19 protein-coding genes and 3 pseudogenes are annotated in these 24,004 nt (G+C 59.2%); 7 read left to right on the top strand and 15 right to left on the bottom strand.

The annotated features are described in order from the left end of the window. Positions 1–12 precede the first annotated feature (12 nt). Both MHY08_RS06295 and MHY08_RS06290 read right to left on the bottom strand, forming a co-directional pair. Positions 13–2,208, bottom strand: coding sequence for a DUF6049 family protein (locus tag MHY08_RS06295; RefSeq protein WP_239235930.1), 2,196 nt, complete (start codon positions 2,206–2,208; stop codon positions 13–15). Continuing rightward, a pseudogene (locus MHY08_RS06290) lies at positions 2,208–2,711 on the bottom strand (NUDIX hydrolase); the annotation flags it as partial. The gene MHY08_RS06295 and the pseudogene MHY08_RS06290, both read right to left, overlap by 1 nt. Before the next feature lie 178 nt (positions 2,712–2,889). On the opposite strand from MHY08_RS06290, the gene MHY08_RS06285 reads away from it, so the two are divergent. The 4 genes and pseudogenes from MHY08_RS06285 to MHY08_RS06270 all read left to right on the top strand — a co-directional run bounded on the left by MHY08_RS06285 (position 2,890) and on the right by MHY08_RS06270 (position 6,012). After that, positions 2,890–4,326 (top strand): CCA tRNA nucleotidyltransferase, encoded by a 1,437-nt coding sequence (locus MHY08_RS06285; RefSeq protein WP_239235928.1) that lies wholly within the window; start codon positions 2,890–2,892, stop codon positions 4,324–4,326. Beyond that, positions 4,326–4,922 (top strand): YqgE/AlgH family protein, encoded by a 597-nt coding sequence (locus MHY08_RS06280; RefSeq protein ID WP_239230176.1) that lies wholly within the window; start codon positions 4,326–4,328, stop codon positions 4,920–4,922. Before MHY08_RS06285 ends, MHY08_RS06280 begins: the two co-directional genes overlap by 1 nt. Positions 4,923–4,961: 39 nt before the next feature. Next, the gene (locus MHY08_RS06275) at positions 4,962–5,690 is read left to right on the top strand and encodes an AzlC family ABC transporter permease (RefSeq protein ID WP_239235927.1); all 729 of its coding nucleotides are present in this window, start codon (positions 4,962–4,964) and stop codon (positions 5,688–5,690) included. Then, positions 5,690–6,012 (top strand): annotated as a pseudogene (locus tag MHY08_RS06270) (branched-chain amino acid transporter permease). The gene MHY08_RS06275 and the pseudogene MHY08_RS06270 overlap by 1 nt, the downstream one beginning before the upstream one ends. A 12-nt stretch (positions 6,013–6,024) precedes the next feature. Here the strand turns inward: MHY08_RS06270 and MHY08_RS06265 are convergent. From MHY08_RS06265 to MHY08_RS06245, 5 genes are all read right to left on the bottom strand, one after another. Further along, positions 6,025–6,333: a hypothetical protein gene (locus tag MHY08_RS06265; RefSeq protein WP_034667948.1), complete on the bottom strand. Its 309-nt coding sequence runs from the start codon at positions 6,331–6,333 to the stop codon at positions 6,025–6,027. 15 nt (positions 6,334–6,348) lie between these two features. Further along, complete coding sequence (locus tag MHY08_RS06260) at positions 6,349–7,314, bottom strand: bile acid:sodium symporter family protein (RefSeq protein ID WP_239235926.1); 966 nt, start codon at positions 7,312–7,314, stop codon at positions 6,349–6,351. A gap of 101 nt (positions 7,315–7,415) precedes the next feature. After that, on the bottom strand, positions 7,416–7,781 hold the full coding sequence (locus MHY08_RS06255; RefSeq protein ID WP_005325879.1) for a Rieske 2Fe-2S domain-containing protein: 366 nt from the start codon (positions 7,779–7,781) through the stop codon (positions 7,416–7,418). An 85-nt stretch (positions 7,782–7,866) separates the two neighbouring features. After that, positions 7,867–8,088 (bottom strand): hypothetical protein, encoded by a 222-nt coding sequence (locus MHY08_RS06250; protein ID WP_005325883.1) that lies wholly within the window; start codon positions 8,086–8,088, stop codon positions 7,867–7,869. A gap of 340 nt (positions 8,089–8,428) precedes the next feature. Continuing rightward, the gene (locus tag MHY08_RS06245; protein ID WP_239235925.1) at positions 8,429–8,899 is read right to left on the bottom strand and encodes an SdpI family protein; all 471 of its coding nucleotides are present in this window, start codon (positions 8,897–8,899) and stop codon (positions 8,429–8,431) included. 192 nt (positions 8,900–9,091) lie between these two features. Here MHY08_RS06245 and MHY08_RS06240 point away from each other — a divergent pair, with 192 nt between their 5' ends. After that, positions 9,092–10,303: a dicarboxylate/amino acid:cation symporter gene (locus MHY08_RS06240; protein ID WP_005325887.1), complete on the top strand. Its 1,212-nt coding sequence runs from the start codon at positions 9,092–9,094 to the stop codon at positions 10,301–10,303. Positions 10,304–10,368: 65 nt separating this feature from the next. On the opposite strand, the gene trpA is transcribed toward MHY08_RS06240, so the two are convergent. The 6 genes and pseudogenes from trpA to MHY08_RS06210 all read right to left on the bottom strand — a co-directional run bounded on the left by trpA (position 10,369) and on the right by MHY08_RS06210 (position 17,059). Then, positions 10,369–11,235: a tryptophan synthase subunit alpha gene (gene trpA / locus MHY08_RS06235; RefSeq protein WP_239235922.1), complete on the bottom strand. Its 867-nt coding sequence runs from the start codon at positions 11,233–11,235 to the stop codon at positions 10,369–10,371. Further along, the gene (trpB, locus tag MHY08_RS06230) at positions 11,235–12,440 is read right to left on the bottom strand and encodes a tryptophan synthase subunit beta (protein ID WP_239235920.1); all 1,206 of its coding nucleotides are present in this window, start codon (positions 12,438–12,440) and stop codon (positions 11,235–11,237) included. Before trpB ends, trpA begins: the two co-directional genes overlap by 1 nt. A gap of 13 nt (positions 12,441–12,453) precedes the next feature. Then, a complete protein-coding gene (gene trpCF / locus MHY08_RS06225) occupies positions 12,454–13,860 on the bottom strand; it encodes a bifunctional indole-3-glycerol-phosphate synthase TrpC/phosphoribosylanthranilate isomerase TrpF (RefSeq protein WP_239235917.1) in 1,407 nt (468 codons plus the stop codon). Beyond that, entirely contained in the window at positions 13,860–14,894 is a 1,035-nt protein-coding gene (gene trpD, locus MHY08_RS06220; protein ID WP_239235915.1) for an anthranilate phosphoribosyltransferase, read from the bottom strand. Before trpD ends, trpCF begins: the two co-directional genes overlap by 1 nt. Before the next feature lie 2 nt (positions 14,895–14,896). Beyond that, positions 14,897–15,544, bottom strand: a complete 648-nt coding sequence (locus tag MHY08_RS06215) for an anthranilate synthase component II (protein WP_239235913.1) — start codon at positions 15,542–15,544, stop codon at positions 14,897–14,899. After that, positions 15,541–17,059: pseudogene (locus tag MHY08_RS06210) on the bottom strand (anthranilate synthase component 1). The gene MHY08_RS06215 and the pseudogene MHY08_RS06210 overlap by 4 nt, the downstream one beginning before the upstream one ends. 323 nt (positions 17,060–17,382) lie before the next feature. Here MHY08_RS06210 and MHY08_RS06205 point away from each other — a divergent pair. Both MHY08_RS06205 and MHY08_RS06200 read left to right on the top strand, forming a co-directional pair. After that, the gene (locus tag MHY08_RS06205; RefSeq protein ID WP_370658791.1) at positions 17,383–18,864 is read left to right on the top strand and encodes an NAD-dependent succinate-semialdehyde dehydrogenase; all 1,482 of its coding nucleotides are present in this window, start codon (positions 17,383–17,385) and stop codon (positions 18,862–18,864) included. Positions 18,865–19,136: 272 nt separating this feature from the next. After that, positions 19,137–20,348, top strand: coding sequence for an MFS transporter (locus MHY08_RS06200; protein WP_239235909.1), 1,212 nt, complete (start codon positions 19,137–19,139; stop codon positions 20,346–20,348). Positions 20,349–20,631: 283 nt separating this feature from the next. Here the strand turns inward: MHY08_RS06200 and MHY08_RS06195 are convergent, their stop codons facing one another. Then, the gene (locus MHY08_RS06195; protein ID WP_239235907.1) at positions 20,632–21,264 is read right to left on the bottom strand and encodes an MOSC domain-containing protein; all 633 of its coding nucleotides are present in this window, start codon (positions 21,262–21,264) and stop codon (positions 20,632–20,634) included. 10 nt (positions 21,265–21,274) lie between these two features. Beyond that, positions 21,275–23,848, bottom strand: a complete 2,574-nt coding sequence (locus tag MHY08_RS06190; protein WP_239235906.1) for a hypothetical protein — start codon at positions 23,846–23,848, stop codon at positions 21,275–21,277. Positions 23,849–24,004: the final 156 nt, after the last annotated feature.

Below are 24,004 nucleotides of genomic sequence, written 5' to 3'. Positions count from 1 at the left end.
TACAACTTCAACTTACTTTTTAAGTCTTTGTGATTTTTTGCGCCGATGGCGGCCTAGCCGGAAGAGCGTGGCTAAGACCAGCGCAAGGGCGCCGGCTAGGCCGACGCCATACACGCTTACGATACCGGCACGCGTTTGCACAGCGATATTGATGGGCTCAGAGATGGTTTGCTTTTCTGGGGTAGCAAGCCACAAGCCAATGTCCGTGCGATCGACGTCCTTAGGCATATCGGCGGTCATGGATACAGTAATAGAGCCCTTGGCCGGAATACGGACGCTCTTGGGCGTGTTGAGGCGCGCGCCATCGGGGGCATCGTATTGCAGCTTGGCCTCCACCGGTAGTGGCAGGCCATTTTCTGCCACGATGAGCAGCGGCGATGACTCGGATACGCGGGTATAGACATTGCCCGGTGGGATAAGCGCCACAGAAGAACGCAGGTCTCGCAGCGTATCGGAATGCACATCCATCGTGTGAGTGAACCGGCGCTGTGCCTCCGCATTGGCGCTCAAGCTATCGCGGTTGGTCAGCGAGAGGGCGGCGAGCAGATCCCTGCGCAAAGGCAAGACAAATTCATAGCGAGTGAGCGCGATATCGGGATCATCGACCATGATATTCATCAGCTCATCGGTATAACGGGCCTGCTGCTCCACGCGGACGATATCGGATTCGGCAAAGGCGGCGGGATCGCTAAAGGGGCTGCCGGGCAGTGAACCGGGCTCCGCGGTCTCCTGCTTTAGGCTACCGACGGTGCGCGGATGGGACTTACCGGAAGCGATGAGCGCCTCGGCAGAGTCGAGTGCGTACTCGGCCGCGCTGGGATCCAAGTAATTGGGCAAGCGCGCCACGGTGTCATCGCTGGCGGCCAAGCTCAGTGCGGCGCCGCCGGTGATGGCACGAGAAAGATCGGAATCGAGCGAGTAATCGTAGCGCAGCTCCGGGTTGGAATAGCCCACCGTCTGTGGTTTGGAGCCGGTTTGGGCGAGGAGGGCGCCCAAGGAGGCGTCGAAAGTCACGGCGCGGCCGGGCCACGAAGTATTATCTGCCACCAATGCGGGCAGGGGCAGCTGCTGATCCACATAGCCGGAGCCGACCGCGAGCACGGTGGTGGCCGGCTTGGCACCGAGGATTCGCTCGATGGTGTGATTGCCGCGTTGCAGTCCTTCGTAGGTAAGGAAGGGATTATTCGCCTTGGCCACGGAGGAAGCATTGGCGTTCGCCCACGGCATAGACATAAAGCAATCGAGCTCGCGCAGGCGCTTGAGCCAGCGGGCGGCATCCTCTTTCCCAGTGCCGGGTTCGAGGTGCACATCGTCCTCGTTAGTGAACCACGAATCGCGCAGGCGCTTAGGGCGCTCGGCTTGAGGTGGGCGGGCCGAACCTACCTTATAGCCCTCCGCCATGCGGTTGACTGTATCCAAGAGGGCGGGATCGATGGCTACGCAGCCTGCCCCGCGCAGATCGTGGCTGGCATACGTGCTGACCAATCGATCGAGCCGGCCACCCTCCGCCAGCTCACCGGCCAGCTCATCAGAGGAGAGGATAAGGTCCTCTCCCCCAGCGCCGCCTGGTACCGAGTCAATATCGGCGCTGATGGGATAGATCACGGTGAGATCGTGGGGTGTGGGATCCGAGGGGGCATCGCCAAGCGCCTGCTTCTTCCCCTTTATCTGGCCAACAAGGCGTTCCTCCGCAAAGCTGACCGCCTCGCCGCCTACGGTGCCGGTGAGGGTAAACAGCAGCGGATAGGAGCCAGGCTCTTCGATGGCCAGGGTCTGCTCGCCGTGCAGGGAGGTAGGAACCTGGAAGGTGACCTCCCGGGATTCGCCCGGCTGCAGGGGCGCGGTGGTAGTGCTGGGACCGTAATACGGGAATTCGCCGGTGGCCAACTGCGTGCGGGCTTGCGCGGTGTCCTCCACGGCATCGCCGCGGCGGCTCGTGAGCTGGAGATCCTCCATGGTTTCATCGGTGGGATTGTGCAGCCGGAAGGTCAGTTTGAGGTCTTTGCCCACGGTAAAGGGCTCGGCCGCAAGGAGATCAAGGTGGGCCCGCTCCGGCCCGCGCGCACCCAACCATGCCTGGATATCCTGCTGCTTTTCGGCGGCCGCGTCCATCTGCGCGGCGGCTTCTGGTAGCGGCAGGCACAAGCCCCACCCCGCTACCGCCATGCAGCCGCCCACGGCGGCCCAAGACTTCAGGCGCTGGCGCATTACCGTGGCGTCACTTTCCCGGCCGCGGCTTCCTTTCGTGCGAGATCGGGAAGGAGATCATGCGCGATGCGCGCCAGCTTGCGCTCATCGGCGTAGGCCAAGTGCTCGATGAGTTCGGAGACGGGGATCCACGAGACCTCGGTGACCTCTGGATCCTCATCGTTCATAATGCCGTCCACAAAACGCAGCAAGTGGTGGTGCACGGTCTTATGGATGCGCACCCCATCAGAGACGAACCAGTAATCAATCATGCCGAGGTCCGCAAAAACCTCACCAGAAATGCCGGTTTCTTCCCATACCTCGCGTTCAGCGGTGACCTCCTTGGCCTCGCCATTTTCCACGTGTCCCTTGGGCATGGACCACAGCAGGCGCCCGCGGCGGTCGAGGCGGCCGATGAGCGCCACATAGAGCCGGGAAAGGTCGACGTTGCCATTGGCATCGACGCACTCCGCCAAGCCGGAGACAACGAGGCCGCCCGCGGAGGTTTCATCGCGGGTTTCCATGGCCGTGGATTGGCCATTGCCACCGCGGTAGGGCTTGCGCTGCTGGGTGGTGCGGCGCGCGCGATTATCCGGCCGGCGGCGCCGCCTGCGCCGGGACCGGTTGCGGTTGCGGCCGCTTCCTTTGGAGGGGCCCTGTTCTTGGTTAGTCATCCCTGCCAATCGTAGTAGACTCTCACCCGTGAATTTTCAGGACACTCAGCTAATCGGCGTTCTTGCCCGCGCGGAATCCACCGTTTCTTCCCTCAGTAGCCTGCTGGGCGGACTGGTGGAGAAATTTGCCGCGCGCGGCTACTCGCTCTACCTCGTGGGCGGCTCTGTGCGCGATGCGCTTTTGGGTCGTTTGGGAAATGACCTGGACTTTACTACCCCGGCCCGCCCCGAGGTGGTCAAGGAGATCTTGGATGAGTGGGCCGAAACCGTGTGGGATACCGGCATAGACTTCGGTACCGTCTCCGCGGCCTACAAGGGCCAGCAGATTGAGATCACTACCTTCCGCTCCGATTCTTATGACGGCCAGTCCCGCAATCCTGAGGTGGTTTACGGTGACACCTTGGAAGGCGATCTTGTCCGGCGCGACTTCAAGGCCAATGCGATGGCCATTGAGCTGCTTGCCGACGCCTCCTTTAAGTTCCACGATCCCCTCCACGGCCTCCAAGACATAGCTGACCGGGTGCTCGATACCCCGGATAAGCCGGAGATCTCCTTCCACGATGATCCGCTCCGCATGCTGCGTGCGGCTCGGTTTGCCTCCCAGCTAGAATTTCGCGTGGCCGATCGCGTCGTGGAGGCCATGCGGGATATGGCTGGCGAGATCCAGCGCATCACCGTGGAGCGCGTGCAGGTGGAGCTGGATAAGCTCATCTGCGGCACAGCCCCGTGGGATGGCATTGATCTACTGGTATCTACGGGAATCGCGGACTATATCTTCCCGGAGATCCCCGCGCTACGCATGACCGCGGACGAACACGCGCAGCACAAGGACGTCTATGCCCACTCGCTCAAGGTGCTGAGCCAGGCCATGGATCAAGAGGAAGATGGTCCTGATCTTGTCCTGCGCTGGGCGGCACTGCTCCACGATATTGGCAAACCGGATACCTTTGATAACACCGATGGCAAGGTCTCCTTCCACCACCACGAGGTGGTGGGCGCGAAGCTCGCCCGCAAGCGCCTGCGGAAGTTGAAGTACCCTAAGGCCACTACGGAGGCCATCGGCCAACTGGTCTATTTGCATATGCGCTTCCACGGGTTTGGGGAAAATCAATGGACCGATTCCGCCGTGCGCCGCTATGTCACCGACGCCGGCGATCTTCTCCCTCGCCTGCACAAGCTGGTGCGTGCCGATTGCACCACCCGCAATGCCAAGAAGGCCCGCCGCCTCCAGCGCACCTACGATCAGCTTGAAGAGCGCATCGAAGAGATCGGCCGCAAGGAGGACCTGGCGCGCGTGCGTCCAGACCTCGACGGCAACGAGATCATGGAGATCTTAGGGCTCCAGCCCGGCCCTGAGGTGGGCCAGGCGTGGTCCTATCTCAAGGAGCTGCGCCTCGAGCATGGCCCCCTCGAGCGCGAGGACGCGATTGCGAAGTTGCGCGAGTGGTGGGATTCTAAACAGTGATGTTTGCCGATAGATTATTCAACGCTCTCGAGCGCAATGACCCTGCCCCCGGCCAGCTGCTCATCTCCGCTCCGGGCATGCTTTCGCCGGAATTCGCCCGTTCCGTCATTCTCGTCATTGAGCACAATGACATGATGACCTTCGGCGTGGATCTGACCAAGCGCTCCGAGGTGGCGATTTTCAATGTGCTGCCGGAATGGCTTCCCGTCGTGGCCAAGCCGCAGGCGCTGTATATTGGTGGCCCGCTCAATCAGCAATCCGTCGTAGGGCTCGCGCAGACCAACCAGGGCGTCGATCCGGACAAGCATGACCGACTCACCCGCCTCGCCCCGCGCCTCGCGCATGTGGACCTGCGTGCCGACCCAGAAGAGATAGAGCCCTTGGTCTCGGGCATGCGCATGTTTGCCGGCTACGCCGAGTGGGGCCCAGGCCAGCTCGAGGAGGAAATCGAGGCCGGCGAATGGTTCGTCTCCCCTGCCCTCGCCCAAGACGTTATTACGCCGGGCCCGGCCGACCTCTGGTCCGATGTTATGAAGCGCCAACCCATGCCGTTGCCGTTGTACTCCACCTATCCTGTCAACGTGGAAGACAATTAATTCCTATCGAGCTGCAGGCAGTGGGCTACACTAGCCCGCATGCGTGAGGATATTGCCCAAGGTTTGCGGGATACTAGGGCCGCCGCCATCGGCCTTATTCCCCTCGGCCTAGCCTTCGGCCTGCTCATGGTCCAATCCGGCTTCAGTTGGTGGTGGACGCCTATTTTCTCCATCGTCATCTATGCGGGCTCGATGGAGTTCCTCGCCATTTCCATGGTCGCCGGCGCCGCCACAGCCGTGGCTTCCCTAGTTACCGGTTTCATGGTGAACTTCCGCCATATTTTCTATGGTCTCACCTTTCCCCGCCACCGCATTCACTCGCGCCTAGGCAGGGCTTATTCCACCTACGCGCTTACCGACGAAACCTATGCCATCGTCTCCTCCCTCCCCGCCGATGACCGACCGACTGGGACTCGGATCCTCACCATCCAAATTTTCTGTCAGGCCCTGTGGGTAGGCGGTGGCATTGTCGGTGCTCTCGCCGGCCAGGTGATTCCCTCTACCGTGCAGGGTATGGAATTCGCGCTGGTGGCGCTCCTCGTCGTGCTGGCGATGGATTCCTTCCGCAATAACCAGGACTTTTCTTTGCCTTTGAGCGCGGCGATGGTGGGGATCCTCGCGGCCGCCTTCGCCCCCGGGCAACTCCTTATGGTGGCTCTCAGCGCTTACTTCATCCTGCTCATTATCCGGTACCTATCCCCACGCGTCGATGCCGCTTTTACCTTGCGTAGGCGAGGCGACGTTAAGAGATTCCGTGAGGAGTACTAATACCCGCTGGAGTTACCCTTGCTTCCATCGCGGCCGTCCTAGTTCCCGTCGGCCTCATTACCGTTAACTTCCTTTCTCCTTTGTGAAATGGATGAAGGATAGTCAGTTCTTTTCCGTGCTCGGCATGATGATGCCTGTGGGTGTGATGACCATCTTGGTCGTCTATACCGTCCACGGGCAGTCCAGCGCCCCCAGTGGCATCTGGGCGGCTCTCCTTGGCGTGGTGGTCACCTTCCTGCTTCACCTGTGGAAGCGGGACTCAGCGCTGTCCATCTTCGGCGGAACCGCCTTCTATATGCTCCTCGTCAACGTAGTTTTTTAGCCCTTGCGATTCTTATAGGCCGAACTTGGCGGTGGCTTCGGACCACAGGGCGTCGAACCGAGACTGGTCCACGTACTGCGCACTGATGTCCGGAAAATCATCATAGGTATCCGGGTGAGGTACAACCTCTTGCGGCTGATCTACGTTGCCCGTGGAACTGGTCGGTGTTGCTACCCCGACGATGGCATCCGAGGGATCCAGCGCAATCATGCGCACCATGCGGCAGCTGCTTGCATCGCGCTCTTCCATTTCCGCCATGTGAATTGCTGAGCCCACTCCCGGCACATTCAGTTCGGTTCGTACGTATAGGTAATTCGTCATGGCATTTAAGTGTAGCTACGTGCTGGGACGCTGCGCGTAACGGGCCGCTAGCCACGAGCACATCATCAGCTGAACCTGGTGGTAAATCATCAACGGGAGGATTAGTAGGCCAAGGGATGCGCCGCCAGAAGCGAAGATTACCGACGCCATTGGCAGTCCCGTGGCTAAAGACTTTTTCGATCCACAGAATTCGATTGCAATGGTATCGGCGCGGTTGAATCCCATCTTTTGGCTTGCCTTTCTGGTGAGCCACAGCATGAAGGCGACGAAGGCGGCAGCGAACACAACGAGGAAAGCCAAATCCCACAGGGAAATAGAGGACCAAATTCCGTCCACCACACCCTTGGAAAAAGCGGAATACACCACCATCGCGATTGAGCCGCGGTCCACGACCTTAGTGGCCTTGCTTTGTGCAACCTTGCCTACCCAGCGCCGAGTAAGCTGACCTAAAACAAATGGCGCCAACAATAGAAGGGCAATTTCGCCGAATACTGACGTATCGATGTGAACTCCTCCCCCAGTTCCCATGAGGAACATGACGAGCAATGGAGTGATGATCACTCCCACCAAGTTTGAGGCAGAAGCCGATACGATTGCGCCTGCCACGTTTCCTTTCGCGATTGAGGTGAAGGCAACCGAAGATTGCACCGTGGATGGGACCAGCGTGAGGAATAAGATGCCCAGGTACATGTCGTGCGATATGACAGCGGTGAGCGGCCGCAGTGCTATGCCTATTAGCGGGTAAACCACAAAGGTAAAAGCGAGAATTGTGAGGTGTAGCCGCCAGTGTTTTAGTCCGTTGAGGGCTTCTTGCGTGGAAAGCCTCGCGCCATACAAGAAGAAGAGTAGCGCGATGGCTACGTTTGTTAATTGGCCGAATATGTCGGCAAAGTTCCCGCGGGCTGGTGCGATTATCGCAATGATGACCGCCAGGATAATGAGGACAATAAGCGGGTCGGGCTTCTTCAAACGCTGCAGCATGCTAAGAGTTTAAACCCCACCACTCCTCATATGCTGCAGATACTCCGGTCAAGAGAACACAACCCGTGTAGTTTCACGTGAAACCACACGGGAGATACGCTTTAGGCCGTGGTGACGTTAGAGCCGTCTTGTTTAACTTCGTATTCTTCCAATGGATCGCGCCCTGGGCCGGAGATTACGCTTCCATCGCTGAGATTGTAGGAGGTGTTGTGTGCCGTGCAAGTGGCCGTCATACCATCAATCTCGGTGATTGGATTGCGTTGGTGGGGGCAAGTTTGGGAGTAGGCCTTAAATTCGCCTTCTTTAGGCTGGGTGAAGATCACGCCATCGACAATCTTCGCGGAGCCAATCGGAATCTCGGTAGCCGCAATTTCTGCGGACGGAGAGGAGCCACAGGCTGCGGCGTAGGCGCCTGCAAATGTGGTGGCGGTTCCAAGTAAGAACATTCGACGGGAGCACTTGATCATGCTTCTACTCTAGCCTGTCGGTCTTGTGTATTGTGCCGTTCCCGTTTGTCCGGTTGGAATTAAAGTTTCACGTGAAACTCTGAAGTTAGTCAGCTAGGAGCCCCTCCCACGTCTCCGGAGAGCCATCGGAGGTAGCGACAAGTTCATAGGTACCGGAGTTAATCCCTAAATCATCTACGATGCTCTGAGCAGATTGCTGTTCTTGCGCTTCTGCTAGGGGCGTCGTTGCCTTGTGGTCTTGCTCGGCGTACGTGCCGATGACAAAAGTTGAAGCGGCGATGGCCGCCAGGGCGGTACTTTTCTTCATGCACTATATTCTGCCCTTCAGAGGACTGGTTGCGCTCTTGCCTGTCAGGGTTCCATGGCAGCTTTACGCAACCTCTACCCTCTCTCGCAGGAATCGCAATGGTGCAGTGAATCAACTATAGAGTTAGTCAAGTATGGGTTAATGCCAGACAGAGACTCGGAGTAAAATATCGACAGTTACTAAAAAGGGGTAAGCACTATTATCCTGCTAAATAAAGTCACTGTGACTACTGTAAAGTGCTCGGCGATAGTTCGACACGAATACCATAGCTACAAAAATTCCCCTTCTGGACGGAAGAGAATCTTTCTCCAGAAGGGGTCGGTTGCTCAGCGGCGCGTGGCTATCTGTCGGATTCGCGAGCGGCGTGACGGAGCGCGTCGACATCAACCTGAGGGGCGGGTGCTGCGGCAACCTCTTCCCCACCGCAACCGTCGGAACCACAATTACAGGAGTCTCCACAACCCTCCTCATCCGCGTGTGCTTGTTCGTAGAGGAACGCGGCACGTGAGCCGAGGTTGGAACCGATGGAGAGGGCTAGAACTGCGGCCACAAAGGTAAGAACTGGGATAAGCCACATCCAGCCATCAGCGCGGAGCGCGACGATGCCGCCGAAGACTAAGCAGACGCCGCTGAGTATCCAGAATGGGCCGGCGACGCGATGGGCATTGTCCCATGCTTCGCGGGATTTGCGAATTTCCTGTAGGCGCAAGCCGATATAGCTATTTCCAGGCAGGCGCTTGGTCGAGGCCAAGGCTCCCACGACGATGAGAAAGACGGCGAGGATTAAAAAGATGATTCCCACAACGATCATGTACTTAGTTTAACCTTGTAGCGCCAAGATAAAAATCGTGGCTGGGGTGAGTGTTCTGGCTATGCCTCCGGTCGGGTAGTATGCCTTTAAGGTCGATCGATAGATATTGAATTGACTATTGCCTCTGTACCGCAGTGTTTCACCCTGGGATTGTTTACCAAGGGGCGAAACACCCGATTTGATTGTAAGTACATGAATCTCAAGAAACTCTCGGAATCTCTGTTGTTCCGCATCATCGTCGCCATCATCCTTGGCGTGGTGGTGAGCCAATTCGCGCCCGAATGGTTTGGCCGCGTGTTCGCCACCTTCAATGGACTTTTTAGTAACTTCCTCAATTTCTTTATTCCGGTCCTCATCTTCGCGCTTATCGCCCCGTCGATTGCTGGTCTGGGACGGGGAGCCGGAAAATGGCTGGGTGTTACTGCAGGTATTGCCTACGGCTCAACGATTGTTGCGGGTCTTCTTGCCTACGTACTTGCGCACTGGCTCTACCCCACCATGCTCAGTGGTCAGGATCTGATTACAAATGTCTCCGATATTGATGAGGGGGCACTCACTCCGTACTTCGAGGTGGAAATGGCTCCGCCTTTTGAGGTTATGACGGCTCTCTTGTTGTCATTCTGCATCGGCGTAGCGATGACTACAGTGAAGTCCGATACCTTGTATGCGGTTACAAAGGAATTGGAGAGCGTAGTAGTCAAGGTTATTTGGGGCTTTGTAGTGCCAATTCTGCCCTTCTATATCTTCGGCATGTTCTTGGGCTTGGGCATGAATGGCAATTTGGGCTCAGTACTCTCGGCCTTCGCGAAGGTCCTGATCCTGGCGGTTGTCATGACTCTGGTTTACCTGGTGCTCCAGTACATCATCGCTGGTGCCATCACCGGTAAGAATCCTTTCAAGGCATTGCGCAATATGGTGCCGGCATATTTCACCGCACTGGGAACCTCTTCTTCTGCCGCCACCATCCCGGTGTCTATGGAGTCCACCTTGAAGAATGGCATTTCGAAGCCGGTGGCAAGCTTCGTTATCCCACTGTGTGCGACCATTCACCTCTCTGGTTCCATGATTAAGCTGACGCTCTATGCCTTTGCGATTGTGTACATGGCGAACCTGGATATTAGTACGAGCACCGGCCTTGGTTTCATCTTCCTGTTGGGAATCATGATGATTGCGGCACCAGGTGTGCCTGGCGGCGCGGTTATGGTCGCAGCTGGACTACTGGCGGATATGATGGGCTTTGACGATGGCATGGTGGCGCTGATGATCGCGGCCTACATCGCCATTGACTCGGTCGGCACGGCTGCCAACGTTACTGGCGACGGCGCTATCGCGATGATCGTGGACAAGTTCGCGGGCTCCAAGAAGGACCACACCGAAGAGGAATCTGCAGAAGCAACCGCGTAGAGGCTTTTTATAGGGAACCCTCCTCAGCTGCCGAGAGCTGAGGAGGGTTCTTCGCGTCTTCAGGACTACTCTTGAGTCGCTGCCTTCATGCGAGCTACATACTCGGCGAGTTCCTTATGCAATGCTCTCTCGTCGGAAATGCGGCCTGGAGTTCCTTCCACTGGCCTGCCTTCCGCGTCTGTTTCACGTGAAACGTGGCGATCGATAATCTTGGTGATTGCGGAGCCAGTAATGGCGCCCGCTGCCCCAGCGGTCACGGCATCGCACACGTGTTGCGGCGAGGAAATGCCGAATCCTAGCAGTACCGGAGGTCCATCGAATCTTTTGATGTTGGCGACGACTTCTTCGAGCCCAATAGTCTCGGATTCCTTTTCGGCACCGGTAACTCCATCTCTCGATACTGCGTAGATATAGCCGCGCGAACATTGAGCGACGCCCTCGAGGGTGTGCGCAGTAGCGCGGGCCGGGGCGATAAAGATTGGGTCAATACCGGCCTTTTCTGCTGCGGTGATGAATGGAGCACCTTCGCGCACGGGGACATCGGGAAGCAAGATGCTGTCCGCGCCCGCTTCTGCAAACTCGGCGTAGAACCGGTCGAAACCGCGAGTGAACGCCACATTGCCGTAGATGAGGATGCCGATGGGAAGCTCGGGAAATTCCGCGCGTATTGTTCGCACCTGTTCCAAGGCGGAATCTACGGTGGCGCCGCCATCGATCGCGCGAAGGTGGGAGGCCTGAATGGTGGGGCCGTCGGCCACTGGGTCAGAAAATGGAACACCTAGCTCCAATGCATCGGCTCCGGCCGCGACGACGGTTCGCACGATGGCCAGCGTGTGCTCTGGCGTGGGATCGCCCAACATGAGGAATGGGACGAAAGCACCCTCTCCCCTGTTGCGTAGTGAGCGGAATAGGTCTTCGTATCGGGTGCTCATTAGTTCTTCTCCTGGAGCTTAAATTCTGGGTGGTTCTCAAGGGTGTGGCGAACGTGGTCGATATCCTTATCGCCGCGGCCGGAAAGGGAGACCAAGATGTTGATGTCCTCATCCTTCCGCTTCAAGGCGTAGGCCAACGCGTGAGAGGATTCGAGAGCGGGAATGATGCCTTCCTTAGTGGAAAGAAGCTGGAATGCTTCGAGTGCTTCGACGTCAGTAATGCCGACATATTGCGCGCGGCCACTGGCGTGTAAGTGCGCGTGCTGTGGTCCTACACCTGGGTAGTCGAGTCCGGCGGAAATAGAATAGGATTCTTCCACTTGGCCGTCCGCGTTGCGCATGAGGTAGCTGCGCGCGCCGTGGAGGATGCCAACCGTACCGCTGTTGATGGTGGCACCGTGCTTGCCGGAGTCTAGACCTTCGCCGCCAGGTTCGGCGCCGACGAGTTCCACTTCCTCTTCCTCAATGAAGTCTGCGAACATGCCGATTGCATTGGAGCCGCCTCCGACACACGCTACGACTACATCCGGTAGCCCACCGGTGCGCTCAAGCATTTGCGCTTTAGCCTCTTCGGAGATGACCTTGTGGAACTCTCGGACGATGGTTGGGAATGGATGAGGTCCGGCCGCGGTACCGAGGAGATAGTGGGATTCATGGAAAGTGGCGGTCCAATCACGGAGGGCTTCATTCACCGCGTCCTTAAGAGTTCCGGATCCGGTGTCGACGGCGACGACCTTCGCTCCCATCAGCTCCATACGGAATACGTTTGGCTGCTGTCGGGCCACATCTTTCGCACCCATGTAGATCACACACTCGAGATCCAGCAATGCGCACGCAAGTGCAGTAGCGGTGCCGTGCTGGCCCGCTCCGGTCTCCGCAATAATGCGTGTCTTCCCCATCCGCTTTGCTAACAGTGCCTGGCCGAGAACTTGGTTCGTCTTGTGTGCTCCACCGTGTACGAGGTCCTCACGCTTGAGGAAGATGCGCGCCTTGCCCCCGAGGTTCCTCGCCTCTGTAATTGGTGTGGGACGGCCGAGATAGTCACGCAACAGCGCGCTCAGCTCTTTGCGAAAGACTGGATCGTTTTGTGCTTCGACAAAAGCCTTTTCAAGTTGGTCGAGTGCTGGGATGAGGGATTCGGGGACGAACTGTCCGCCGAATTCACCAAAGTATGCCGGAAGAAGCGTTTCACGTGAAACTGTCATCGTTCTCTTCTTTCTATGGGTGTGTGTAGTTTCGGATGGTGCTAAAGGCTTGGGCGATCAATGAGGAGTCCTTGCGGCCGGGCGCATACTCCAAGCCTGAGTTGAGGTCCAATCCCAAGGTTCCGATTCTCAGTGCCTCTTCGAGGTTCTCTACCCGGAGCCCTCCGGCGAGGAGGGATTTCTGCTTCACTTCATCGGGAATCGTCTGCCATTCAAAAGTGGTTCCTGTCCCGCCGCTGCCGGAGTCGAGGACGAGGGCCTCTACTTCTGGTACTAGGTCCGGCGTTAAGGCAGCGAATTCAGAGTTATTCATGTCGATGGCTCGCCAAAGGTTAAGGCCGTCAGCGACGCCCCGAACATCGTGAAGGAATTGCAGCTCTGCTTCCCTACTCCCTTGGAATGGGGCGTGAAGCTGGAGAACTTTGAGGCCGGGGATCTGGGCTATGCTCCGCAGCGTTTCCACATCCGTAGAGCGCGTCACGGCTACGTACTCCAGCTCTGGTTCCGCGGAAATGATGCTTTGTGCGGTTTCACGTGAAACACTGCGAGGTGAATCCGGCGCGAAGATGAGTCCCCCGTAACGGGCTCCAGCAGCGCGCGCTGATTGTGCGGAGGAGGCGGTGGTAAGGCCGCATACTTTGTTGGCACCATAGACGAGGTCGCGCGCCGCCCGATCGATGTCCTCCTGGGAGGTGAGCTGGGAGCCTACAAGGAAGGCATGTGCGTGGACCCCTAACCGGCGGACGGTGGCATTATCGCAGATTCCAGATTCGGAAACTATCGCCTTTCCGTCTGGAACATGGCGGGCTAGGCGTTCAGTGCGCCCTAGATCGATGCTGAGATCGTGGAGGTTGCGGTTGTTGATGCCGATGATATCGACGCCGAAATTCACCGCGCGATCCACTTCGTCCTCGGTGATGGCTTCAGTCAAGACGTCTAGGCCGAGTTCGTCCGCCAGTGCCTTGAGCTCACCGTAGGTGTCATCGTCCACGATAGACATCATGAGCAAGATGGCATCGGCGCCGTAATAACGCGCGGCATAGACCTGGATGGGATCGACAATGAAGTCTTTGCACAGCACCGGTACATGGGTGGATAGCGCGACGGTCTGCAAGTGGTCGTAGTCGCCGCCAAACCGATTGGGCTCGCATAACACCGAGATGGCGGAGGCGTAACGGGAGTAGATCCGGGCGATATCACTGGGCCGATAGTCTTCACGGATCATGCCGAGGGACGGCGAGGCGGACTTGCACTCCATGATGAAGCGGTTGGTGCCACGGAGGGCGTCGGCAAGCGAACGCTCCGAGCGTGGCACGCTAGCTAAGTCCACGTGGGATAGCCGCTCCCGGAGTGCGGGCAGGTGAGTGCGGCGCTGGGCGACGATCTCCTCGAGTACCGTGGGTAATGCATTTCCCGACATTAACTCTCCTCCCCTACGGCATAGTTGGTGTTCTCGTGGAGCGCGAGCCACTGTTCAACAGTGCCGCTGCTAATCAGTTCCTTTGCGTGAGTGACTCCCGCCGCGATAGTCTCCGTGGTCCCGTTGAGGTAAAACATGGCGCCGGCGGTGGCGGCAATGGCGTCACAATGGGCGGGCTCGCCACGGCCGGCAAAAACCGCACGGAGGGCTTGGGCATTGGCGGCGCCGTCGCCGCCGGCTAGGTCCGCTAGTTCGTGGCGCTTGATGCCAAGGTCTTCTGGGGTGAGCTCATAAGTGACAGTCTCGCCGTCGTTGAGCTCCCAGGCCTGCGTAGTGCCGTGGGTAGCAATCTCATCGGTGCCAGCACCGTGGACTACCAAGGCGCGCTTTCGGCCGAGTTCTCGGAAGACTTCCGCGATGAGTTGGCCTTGCGCCGGGTTGGCGATGCCCATGATTTGGAGAGAGGGGCGTCCTGGGGACAGGAGCGGCCCTAGCGTATTGAAGATGGTGGGGATACCTAGCGCCTTGCGCACCGGTTGTACGTGGGCGACGGCTGGGTTGTAGGCCGGGGCGAATAGGAACGTGAAGTTGGAAGCTTTAAATTGGCGCACTGCTCGGGCGGCGTCTAGGTCCAGTGGGATATTCAGGGCTTCGAGAACATCGGCCGATCCGGACTTGGAAGAGACCGAGCGGTTGCCATGCTTGATCATCTTCACTCCCCCGGCGGCGGCAACGAGGGAGGCGCCCGTAGTGATATTGATGGTATTCGCGCCATCGCCACCAGTGCCGGCCGAATCCATGAGTTCTTCTCCGGTGATGGGGAATGGATAACCCACTTTCAAGAAAGCTTTGGCCGCGCCGGCAATGTCTGCGAAGGTCTCGCCGCGGGTGCGGATATGGGTAAGCAGCGCCGCGATATGAATATCGTCGTAGTCACCCACGGCCAAGGGGGTAAATACCTCCATGGCTTCTTCGATGGTGGGCTGAGGGTTATTCAGGAAGGCTTGCAAGGTACGCAGGGGATGGTGGTTCATTTTTAGTTCTCCGTATCCATAGTGGTGTGCGTATATAATTGATTGATGCAACGCTCAAGCATGAGGGGGCCGCGGGGCGTGAGGATGGACTCGGGGTGGAACTGGACGCCGAGGGCGCTACCGTCATCCGTTTCGGCCGCCATGGCTACCTCTCCGATGTCCGTGGACGTACGCGCGAGACAACGCATCCCCTGAGGGAGGTCCGCGCATCCAAGGGAGTGATAGCGCGCCACCGGAACTTGCGTACCGAGGTGACCCGGTTGGTCCGGCTCGGTATCAGTGGCAAGGTCCTGAAAGACGGGGTGCGTTACCCCGGCCTCGGTAAGAGTCATCGGGACGGATTTCCCGTGTACGGGCCCGCACGGTTCGACCGCGCCGCCGTGGTGCTCGAGTAGCGCTTGGAAGCCGAGGCACACGCCGAGGATGGGGATGGTGCCTAGGGTGGCGTCGATAAGCTCCATCATGCAGCCGGCGTCCCGTGGATGGCCGGGGCCCGGGGAAAGCACAATAATGTCGGGCTGCGCGCGCAGCACGTCGTGCACCGCTACGGTATTTCGAAAAACGGTGGTATCGAACCCAGCGAGGGCATCGACGAGGTTGTAGACAAAAGAATCGTGGTTATCCAGAAGGACAATATGCGGCGAGCTCATCGCTGTACCTCCAATTCGGCTCCGTGTGCCATGGCGATGGCATGGAGGACGGCGTAGGCCTTATGCACCGTTTCATCGGCCTCGGCTTGCGGCACTGAATCCTTGACCACGCCGGCGCCGGCCTGCACCACTGCGGTGCCGTCCTGGACGTAGGCCGAGCGGATGACGATGCAGTTATCCATGGCTCCATCGCCGCGCAGGTATCCCACCGCCCCGCCATAGGAGCCGCGGCGCTTTCCTTCCGTGCGGCGTATCAGTTCGGTGGCGCGAAGTTTGGGCGCTCCCGTAAGCGTTCCCATGTTCATGCACGCACGGTAGGCATCGAGCGCATCGAAGTCCGGGTGGAGCGTCGCCGTGACGCGGGAGACCAAGTGCATCACTCGCGAGTAGCGGTCAACGTGCAGGAGTTCGGCCACCTGCCGGCTGCGGGGCACGGCCACGCGAGCGAGGTCATTGCGCGCTAGGTCTACCAGCATCGTGTGTTCCGCAATCTCCTTGTGGTCTGTGCGCATGTCCAGCTCGTTGCGAATATCCAGTTCATGGTTGATGCTGCCATCCGGGTTGAGCCCGCGCGGCCGAGTTCCGGCGATGGGATAGAGCTGGACCTGCCTATCTTCCGGCGTGAATTTGAGGTTCGATTCTGGCGAGGCGCCAAAGAGCTCATAGTCGGCACCGCGGACGTAGAACATATAGGGCGAGGGGTTGGTCTCGCGCAGCGCCCGGTAAGCAGCCAGGGCGTTGGGGCAGTCCACGGTGAAGGCGCGCGCGGGCACTACTTGGTAGATATCGCCGGCGTGAATATTGCTTTTAAGCTTGTCGACGTCCGCCCGAAACCCTGTATCATCCACATCGGCCACCGCTCGGATCCTTTCCCTTTGCGGCGCCGCGGGGCGAGCGGCCGCCGGCAGTGAGGCAAGAGAGTCCAACTCTTCCCGCAGGCGCTTGTCGTCGATGTCCCAGCCTTCTAGGTGCGCAGTCCCTTGCAGGTGGTCCACTGCCAGGACCGTTTGGGCTACCAAGAATTCATAGTCCGGGTAAGTGTTGGCCCCCGGTTTAACCTCGGGCAGTTCCTCAAAAGTAGCGAGGTAGTCATAGGCGAATCCGCCCCCAAGGAACGGCAATAGTGGAGAGGAATAGTTGGCTTCTAATTGCAGGAACCGCAAAACATCAGCGGTAGATTCGGCAAGAAGCCGTTCCCGCTCGTCTGGGTGTGTGGAGAGCGAGAACTCGAAAGCCGCGGTGGTAGTTTCACGTGAAACTAAGTGATGGTGGAACCGCTCCTCCAGGGAAGGAAGGAGCGACTCCCCCCGCTTCCGTGAGAGCGCGTACTTCTACCGTCTGGCCGTGGCACGTTACTTTCAGGGCCGTCTTGAGCACGGCGAGGCAGTTGAGATTCTTCTTGGTCTCAATGTCTGCGCTCTCGAGCAATAGGGAGTCGTGCGGTTGTGCGAGGCCGTCAAAGATTGCGGCCGCATCGCTGCCGTAGGAGAGATCGCGAGTGGCGGTGTATGGCATTGCAGTGCCCTTTCGGTGGGTGAGGGAAACTGGGAAATGGATAGCGAGCTTCCGCGAGCAGGGGGCACTAAAACGCCAAAAGGCCCGCAGAATGCGAGCCTAAAAATGGGAGGTGAAATAGGGCCCGCGGGTTACGCGCGCCACCACCAAGCAGTAGTCATCTTCTTCATATCGGTCATACTAACCTACATTTCTATAGCTTGGAAGGTAATTGATAAAAATATTCGCCCACTCCCCTATGTTGCCATGCCTGGCGCAGGACCAAGAAGACCGGCTATCGATTCGCGGTACTGTGGGGTGCATTCACGCAATGGAGAAAGGTGATGAATATGAGCATTGATCAGAAGGAACTATTAGCGAAGGTCCCCACCCAGCTATTGATTGGCGGACAGTGGCGCGACGCGTCTTCCGGCGAGACCTTTGACGTAGAAAACCCGGCGACAGGCGCGACCATCGCCACGCTGTCCTCAGCGAATTCTGATGATGCGGTGGCTGCCCTCGATGCTGCCTGTGCGGTCCAGGATGAGTGGGCGCGCACCACCCCGCGCGAGCGCGCCGATATTCTCCGCCGCGCCTTTGAGTTGGTACACGAGCGCGCCGATGAGTTTGCCACCCTGATGACCCTTGAAATGGGAAAGCCCTTTGCCGAGTCCCAGGGTGAGGTCACCTATGGCGCGGAATATTTGCGGTGGTTTAGTGAGGAAGCCACGCGTGACTATGGCCGCTACTCCCCTGTCCCGGAAGGCACCTTGCGCATGGTTACCCGCCGCAAGCCCGTGGGTCCGTGCCTTTTGATTACGCCGTGGAACTTCCCCCTCGCCATGGCCACCCGAAAGGTTGCCCCGGCCGTTGCCGCGGGCTGCACCATGGTCCTGAAGCCGGCCAAGCTGACGCCGCTCACCGCGCAGTACTTCGCGCAGACCATGCTCGATGCCGGCCTGCCGAAGGGCGTGCTCAATGTGGTCTCCGGCAGCTCCGCTTCGGCCATTTCGGAGCCTTTGCTTGCCGACGCCCGCTTGCGCAAGCTCTCCTTCACCGGTTCTACCCCAGTGGGCAAAACCCTCCTCAAGGGTGCCGCGGACAATGTCTTGCGCACCTCCATGGAGCTAGGCGGTAATGCACCGTTCATTGTTTTCGAGGATGCGGATATCGACCAAGCGGTTGCGGGAGCCATGGGCGCGAAGATGCGCAATATTGGCGAGGCTTGCACCGCGGCTAATCGCTTCGTGGTGCACGAGTCCGTGGCGGAGGAGTTTACGCAGAAGCTGGCAACAGAGTTTGAGAAGCTCGTCGTCGGCAATGGCATGGACGAAGGTGTGACGTGTGGTCCGCTGATTGAGGCTAAGGCACTCGACAATATCGCAGCCCTGGTTGAGGATGCGGTGGACAAGGGCGCGACCGTTGTCACCGGCGGCTCTCGCGGCGAGGGCGCGGGCCACTTCTATGCGCCCACAATCCTGAGCAATGTTTCACGTGAAACTCGCGTGGCTCAGGAAGAAATTTTTGGACCGGTTGCTCCTATCCTTACCTTTAAGGATGAATCGGAAGCGCTAGAGATTGCGAACGATACGGAGTACGGACTTGCCTCCTATGTATATACGGAGGATTCCGATCGCCTCTGGCGCGTTGCCGACGGCCTCGAGTTTGGCTTGATGGGATTCAATGCCGGTGTCATCTCCAATGCCGCTGCCCCATTCGGTGGAGTCAAGCACTCTGGTTTAGGACGCGAAGGCGGCGCCGAAGGTATTGAGGAATATACCTCGGTGCAGTACTTGGGTATCCGTGATCCTTATGCCGGCGCCTAGGATTCAAGAACTTTTCTTAAGCGTGAATAAGTCAACGCTACCTACACAGTGCGTAGCATTTTTCCAGTTCAAGGTGTAGCGGTTGCCGGTAGCCGCCCGTGTACGGGCGGCGTCGATAAGGGCCTGGAAAGCCTTTCAATTAACCTTTGCAGCCTGCGGGGCGTATAGTGCCTCTCCGTATAATTCAATTTCTATTTCCTTCGTCTGCGATGCGCGGCCTTATGGCCAGCGCGTGGAGAAGGAATTTTCTTTTTGTAATTTGGAGTGAGTATATGACGCCTACAGAATCTGCAGCGGCTAAGCCGCCGCTGATTACGCCTACGTTTGTCCTCGCGTGGGTGGCTAATTTTTGTCAGTTCTTGGTCTTTTACCTGTTCGTAACCACCATGGCCCTCTACGCGGTAGAGAGTTTCGGGGCATCGGATACCGTCGGTGGTTTCGCCTCCAGTGCCTTTGTTCTGGGCGCGACGTGCATGCGCGTGTTCTCCGGCTGGATCGTGGACCGCGTGGGCCACAAGAAGGCGGCCTTGGCTTCCCTAGCCTTCGTCACAGTAGTAGCTGTGGCGTACTTTTTTGCGCATAATGTTGCGGTCTTGATTATCGTGCGAATGGTGCACGGCGCGGCCTATGCCTTGACCTCCACCGCACTTATGGCCGTGGCGCAGTCCGTTATCCCACACGAACGCCGTGCGGAAGGCACCGGATACTTCGCTCTGGGCACTACCCTGGCAACCGCGTTTGGTCCAGCTATCGGCCTGTTATTGGCTAATAACATCGGCTACACCACGCTTTTTGCTGTCGCCCTTGGTGCAAATATTGTTTCCCTGATCCTGGCCTTGGTGCTGCGCTATCCGGCCGAGGTTTCCTCCGAAAAGCCGGCCTTTAGGCTGCGCAATGCCGTGCACCCCAACGTGGTTCCCATCGGTCTATTCATGCTCCTAGTCGGCATCGCCTACTCCGGCGTGGTGACCTACCTCAACGCCTACGCCCGCAAGGAAGACCTGGCCACCGGCGCAGGGCTCTTCTTTATCGGCTATGCGGTCACGATGCTCATCATGCGCTTCTTCTTGGGCCGTATCCAGGACCATAAGGGTGATAATGCCGTAATGTACCTCGGCTTGGCCGCCTTCGTCGTGGCCCTGCTGATCATGGGCTTCCCCACCAATGACGCCATGCTGGTGGTCGCGGGCGCCTGCACCGGCTTGGGTTTCGGCACCCTCAGCCCCGCCTGCCAAGCCATCTCCGTGCGCTCGGTGTCTGCCGCGCAGATGGGCGCGGGCATCTCCACCATGTTCCTGCTCATGGACCTCGGCATTGGCCTGGCCCCGTTTGGCTTGGGCCCCATCGTTGCGGCAACTGGCTTTGACACGATGTATCTCATTCTCGCGGGTCTCGTGGTCATCGCCGCTATCTACTACTTCTTCGTGCACGGCCGCTTCCCTAAGGCGAAGGGGCACCATCTGAGCTTTGAAGAGGGAAAGTAACACCCTCCTTCGCACTCAGCATGTAAAGCACGCCAGCGCTTAGCGCTGGCGTGCTTTTGTTTTGCGCGCACTCCGGGCAAGAAGAGTGTGCTGGCCTCGCCGGTAAGCTAAAGATCCAGACACAGTCTGCGGTTCCGGAAGTAGAGTATGCGTCGAGACCCGCTGAGCATGGATGTGCTGATTAACGGTCCCGTTGCCTACTGCATGTTTGGGCGCATCGAGTACCGGCGGAACAACGGGACATTGCTGAGCTCGACATGGCGGACTATGAGTGCTTGTGTAACTAGGTGCGAAGCGAGTTCTGTTGGTGAGCGGGCAGGCAGCCAGCATCGATAACGCGCCGGGCAAGGGCGCGGTCGCCCATCTTGGCGGCAAAGGCGATGCGCATGGTGATGTCGTGGCTGGGTGGGTTATCTAGCTCAATGGCGTCGCCGGGGCGAATGCGGCCGGGGGAGATGATGCGCAGGTAGGTGCCGCAGTCGCCGCGCGCGGTCCAGCGCTTGAGCCAGCCGCGCTCCCCTAGCCAGCCGGCGAAGGTGGCACACGGTTGGCGGGGCACGGATACTTCAAGCACGGCGGTGCCGATGCGCACGCGCTGATTGATGAGCAGAGCAGAGAGATCGATGCCCTGCGTGGTGAGGTTTTCGCCAAAGCCGCCGGAGGCCAGCGGGCGGGAAAGCTCGGATTGCCAGTAATCCAGTTCCTCGCGGGAGTAGGCGTAGACGGCTTTATCGTTGCCGCCGTGATGTTTGGCGTCACCAATTATATCGCCGCGCACGCCGGACCCATCGCCATAATGGGGTCCGGGTGCTGCCAGATCGATAAAGTCTTGCGGCTTTTTGTCGATTCCCGAAAACTCATGCCGCCCGCTCGGGTCCGGCCGGCGGACGGCGACATTGGTGGAGACGACCTGCATGCCTGTCACCCTAGCTGAGTGTGAGCGCCTCCGCGGTGAGAATATCGCGGTAGAAAAGCTGCGGGGCGAGGGAGACGGCCTCGGCGAGCTGCGGGAGGGCGTCGTCAAGCGTGGCAGCGAAAGCAGGGTCCGCCAGCTTGCCATTGGCCACACCGCGCGCCGTGATGGCAAAGACATAGGAAATAAACGGCATCCAGGCGGAATCGCCGAGCTCCGAATTGCCATCGCCAAAGGCGTCCAGCGCGAGCAGGGTATGCAGCACGGACTTATCGACGCCCAGCTGTTGCAGCGTCACCCGCAGCTGCATTGCGGTGCTACGCAGGTTGGAAATGGTGCCCAAGCGGGTGAGCGCAAGGTCATTGGCAAAGCACTCGCGCAGTGCGGCGATGCGGTGGGCATCATCGCAGAGCTGGTCGCTGGCCGTAGCCGGCGTAGGTGCCTCGCCCGTGGCACTCATCAGCAGCATGGGGCGGGTGACATCGTCGACGCCGGTGGACGGCACGCGCGCGAGGGAGGCGGAGCCGTGGGCTTCGACGTAGTCATGGGCGGCGTCGGCAAGCGCGGCCAAGAGCGAGGAAGGTTCGCCGGCCGGCTCCTCGCGGCGGAAGGTGCGGGAGACCAGGCCGGTGCGGACAAAGGCGCGCATGCGCTGCCCCGGCTCAAAGTCCGCGGCCATAAGGGCATCCATGCTGGCGCGCGGATCGGCCTCAATCTCCTTGATGATTCTCTCGAAGGTTTCCTTGGCTTTGGGTGCGAGGCGGCGCATGGCCGCGTAGGTAGGCCACAGGCCCTCGGTGTTTTCGGTTTCACCGTCCTGGAAGATGATGAGTGCGCTAGCCGGCGGGTACTGCGGCGCGGCCAAGTCGCTGGCCGGCTCATCCTCGCGGAAGTCCACGATGAGGTGGCCGGCGTCCAGCAGCTCCTCGGGCAGCTCAAAGCCTTCCTCAGTGGGCTCCAGCGGTTGCGGCTCGCCCGCTGGGTTGCCCAGCGGCCACGCCCAAGCCAGCAGCTCTACCTCCTCCTCATGCGCCTGCTCGGGGACGAGGATGCCGTCCTCAATGGTTGCGCGGGCGACCAACGGTGCCTTGCGCACGGTGGCGATGGCTGCATAGATGAGGTCGCTGGCCGCGGTGGCCTCATATTCCATGACGCGACGCTCAAAGCTGCGCTTCTGGTGCGCTGCGCGCTCCTTTTCCGGCAGTCCTTCGAGGTATTCCTCATAGGACAACGTGGACCACAGGAGGTAGAGCTCCAGCGAGGTTTTCTTCGTCAGCGCCGACTTTAGCGCGCGGTTTGGCACGGACAGGCTGGTGGCGGCCTCCGTAGAGCCATTGGCGGTGACCAGGTCCCTAATTTTCTGGTTCTTATCAATAACCACGAACTTTGCCAGCGGCAGTGGCTCCGGTGAGTGGATGGTAAAAAGTGCATTCGCATCGAGCTGGTCCGCCAGGATGACCTGCTTATCCAGGTAGTCCACGGGCTCGGCCGCGGTGCGCTTCACGCGAGTTCGAATCGTCGCCGGTTCCACCTGGAAGGTCAGCTCATAGCCGGCCTCACTGCCGACGGTCTCCTCGCGCACGCCTTCGTCCTCGCCAAAGACGCGCTGGCCCTTTTCCATCTGGATAGCCTTTCCCGGCGCAGAGGCTAGGGCATAGCTAAACGGCGAAAGGTTGCCCAGGGCATCGATAAAGCGGAAGTTGGTGCCGCGCGGGCCCTCGTTTTTGGCACGCATGTGCAGCGACTCCGCAAAATTGAGGTACTGGATATCCACCAGCTCCTCGTCCTTGTACAGGGTGAAGCGGTAGCGGCCTACCCAGGGATCCTCGAAGGCGTCTGCGGGAAGCACCTCGTGAATACCCTCCGGCAGTTCATCCTCCAGCACGGCCTCCTCTTCCCCACCAATGGGGACATAGGCCAGCTCCATGCTGAGTTCCGTATTGGCGATGACCCGCGGGGACTGGGTATAGACCAGTTCGCCATCGAGGCCGTGGGCATTGGGTAGCGTCTTCACGGCCATGTCCCAGGCAAAATCAGGGCTGCCGGAGACCTTGATGGTCGCGGGTTCCTGGCGCGGAACCTCCACGGTGAAAGACTGGCTGACCTCTACCGGGGCGATGGTCCAGCCCTCCCATGCGCCGTGGGGACGGGCCTCGCCGACCTTGGCCTTGGCTAGCTCCGTGCCGGCGGGGGCGATGAAGGTATAAGAGCCCTTGGCCACCGCGGTGGTGGTATCGATTGGGCGATGGGTGGAATCGAGCAGCAATCCGCCATTGGCCACGCCGGCGAATTCCACGGTGTGTTCCTCAAAGGAGACGCTGAGGTGGCTAAAGGCACGCGGCATGCTAATCCACAAGCCGGGCTCCTCGCCCTCCACGTAGTAGAACTTGCGGGTGTCCTCGCTGCCGTCGAGCAGCTGTGCGGTCACGGTCCATTGGGGATCTTCTGGCTCATAACCTGCGGTTACGGCCGGTAGGTACAGATCCAATGTGTCGGTAGCTGGGGAGAGGCGCAGGTGCGGGATTCCCTGGAATACCGCTGCGTCTGCAAAAGATGATAGCTGGCTGCGAAACTTCTCCTGGCTCATTTACCCCAGCCTAGATCATTTTCATGCAGATCTGCATTTTGGCTGCGAGCGGCGGAAATGACGCGAAAACCGGGGGCGATTACGGCGGGGATTTTGGGTGTGCGTGCCCTGCGGAACGCGGAAAGCGTAGTGAACTACCCCGCGCCGGGATGCGGC

The sequence above is a fragment of the Corynebacterium sp. ACRPJ genome, assembly GCF_022347345.1.
GTDB lineage: Bacteria > Actinomycetota > Actinomycetes > Mycobacteriales > Mycobacteriaceae > Corynebacterium > Corynebacterium tuberculostearicum_D.
The sequence above is the reverse complement of the archived record's forward strand: the minus strand, read 5'-3'. Positions and strand labels throughout refer to the sequence as shown.

Coding starts and splice junctions, on each gene's coding strand:
- MHY08_RS06295 (WP_239235930.1), bottom strand. CDS start 2,208: ATGCGCCAGCGCCTGAAGTCTTGGGCCGCCGTGGGCGGCTGCATGGCG.
- MHY08_RS06280 (WP_239230176.1), top strand. CDS start 4,326: ATGTTTGCCGATAGATTATTCAACGCTCTCGAGCGCAATGACCCTGCC.
- MHY08_RS06275 (WP_239235927.1), top strand. CDS start 4,962: ATGCGTGAGGATATTGCCCAAGGTTTGCGGGATACTAGGGCCGCCGCC.
- MHY08_RS06265 (WP_034667948.1), bottom strand. CDS start 6,333: ATGACGAATTACCTATACGTACGAACCGAACTGAATGTGCCGGGAGTG.
- MHY08_RS06260 (WP_239235926.1), bottom strand. CDS start 7,314: ATGCTGCAGCGTTTGAAGAAGCCCGACCCGCTTATTGTCCTCATTATC.
- MHY08_RS06255 (WP_005325879.1), bottom strand. CDS start 7,781: ATGATCAAGTGCTCCCGTCGAATGTTCTTACTTGGAACCGCCACCACA.
- MHY08_RS06250 (WP_005325883.1), bottom strand. CDS start 8,088: ATGAAGAAAAGTACCGCCCTGGCGGCCATCGCCGCTTCAACTTTTGTC.
- MHY08_RS06245 (WP_239235925.1), bottom strand. CDS start 8,899: ATGATCGTTGTGGGAATCATCTTTTTAATCCTCGCCGTCTTTCTCATC.
- MHY08_RS06240 (WP_005325887.1), top strand. CDS start 9,092: ATGAATCTCAAGAAACTCTCGGAATCTCTGTTGTTCCGCATCATCGTC.
- trpA (WP_239235922.1), bottom strand. CDS start 11,235: ATGAGCACCCGATACGAAGACCTATTCCGCTCACTACGCAACAGGGGA.
- trpB (WP_239235920.1), bottom strand. CDS start 12,440: ATGACAGTTTCACGTGAAACGCTTCTTCCGGCATACTTTGGTGAATTC.
- trpCF (WP_239235917.1), bottom strand. CDS start 13,860: ATGTCGGGAAATGCATTACCCACGGTACTCGAGGAGATCGTCGCCCAG.
- trpD (WP_239235915.1), bottom strand. CDS start 14,894: ATGAACCACCATCCCCTGCGTACCTTGCAAGCCTTCCTGAATAACCCT.
- MHY08_RS06215 (WP_239235913.1), bottom strand. CDS start 15,544: ATGAGCTCGCCGCATATTGTCCTTCTGGATAACCACGATTCTTTTGTC.
- MHY08_RS06205 (WP_370658791.1), top strand. CDS start 17,383: ATGAATATGAGCATTGATCAGAAGGAACTATTAGCGAAGGTCCCCACC.
- MHY08_RS06200 (WP_239235909.1), top strand. CDS start 19,137: ATGACGCCTACAGAATCTGCAGCGGCTAAGCCGCCGCTGATTACGCCT.
- MHY08_RS06195 (WP_239235907.1), bottom strand. CDS start 21,264: ATGCAGGTCGTCTCCACCAATGTCGCCGTCCGCCGGCCGGACCCGAGC.
- MHY08_RS06190 (WP_239235906.1), bottom strand. CDS start 23,848: ATGAGCCAGGAGAAGTTTCGCAGCCAGCTATCATCTTTTGCAGACGCA.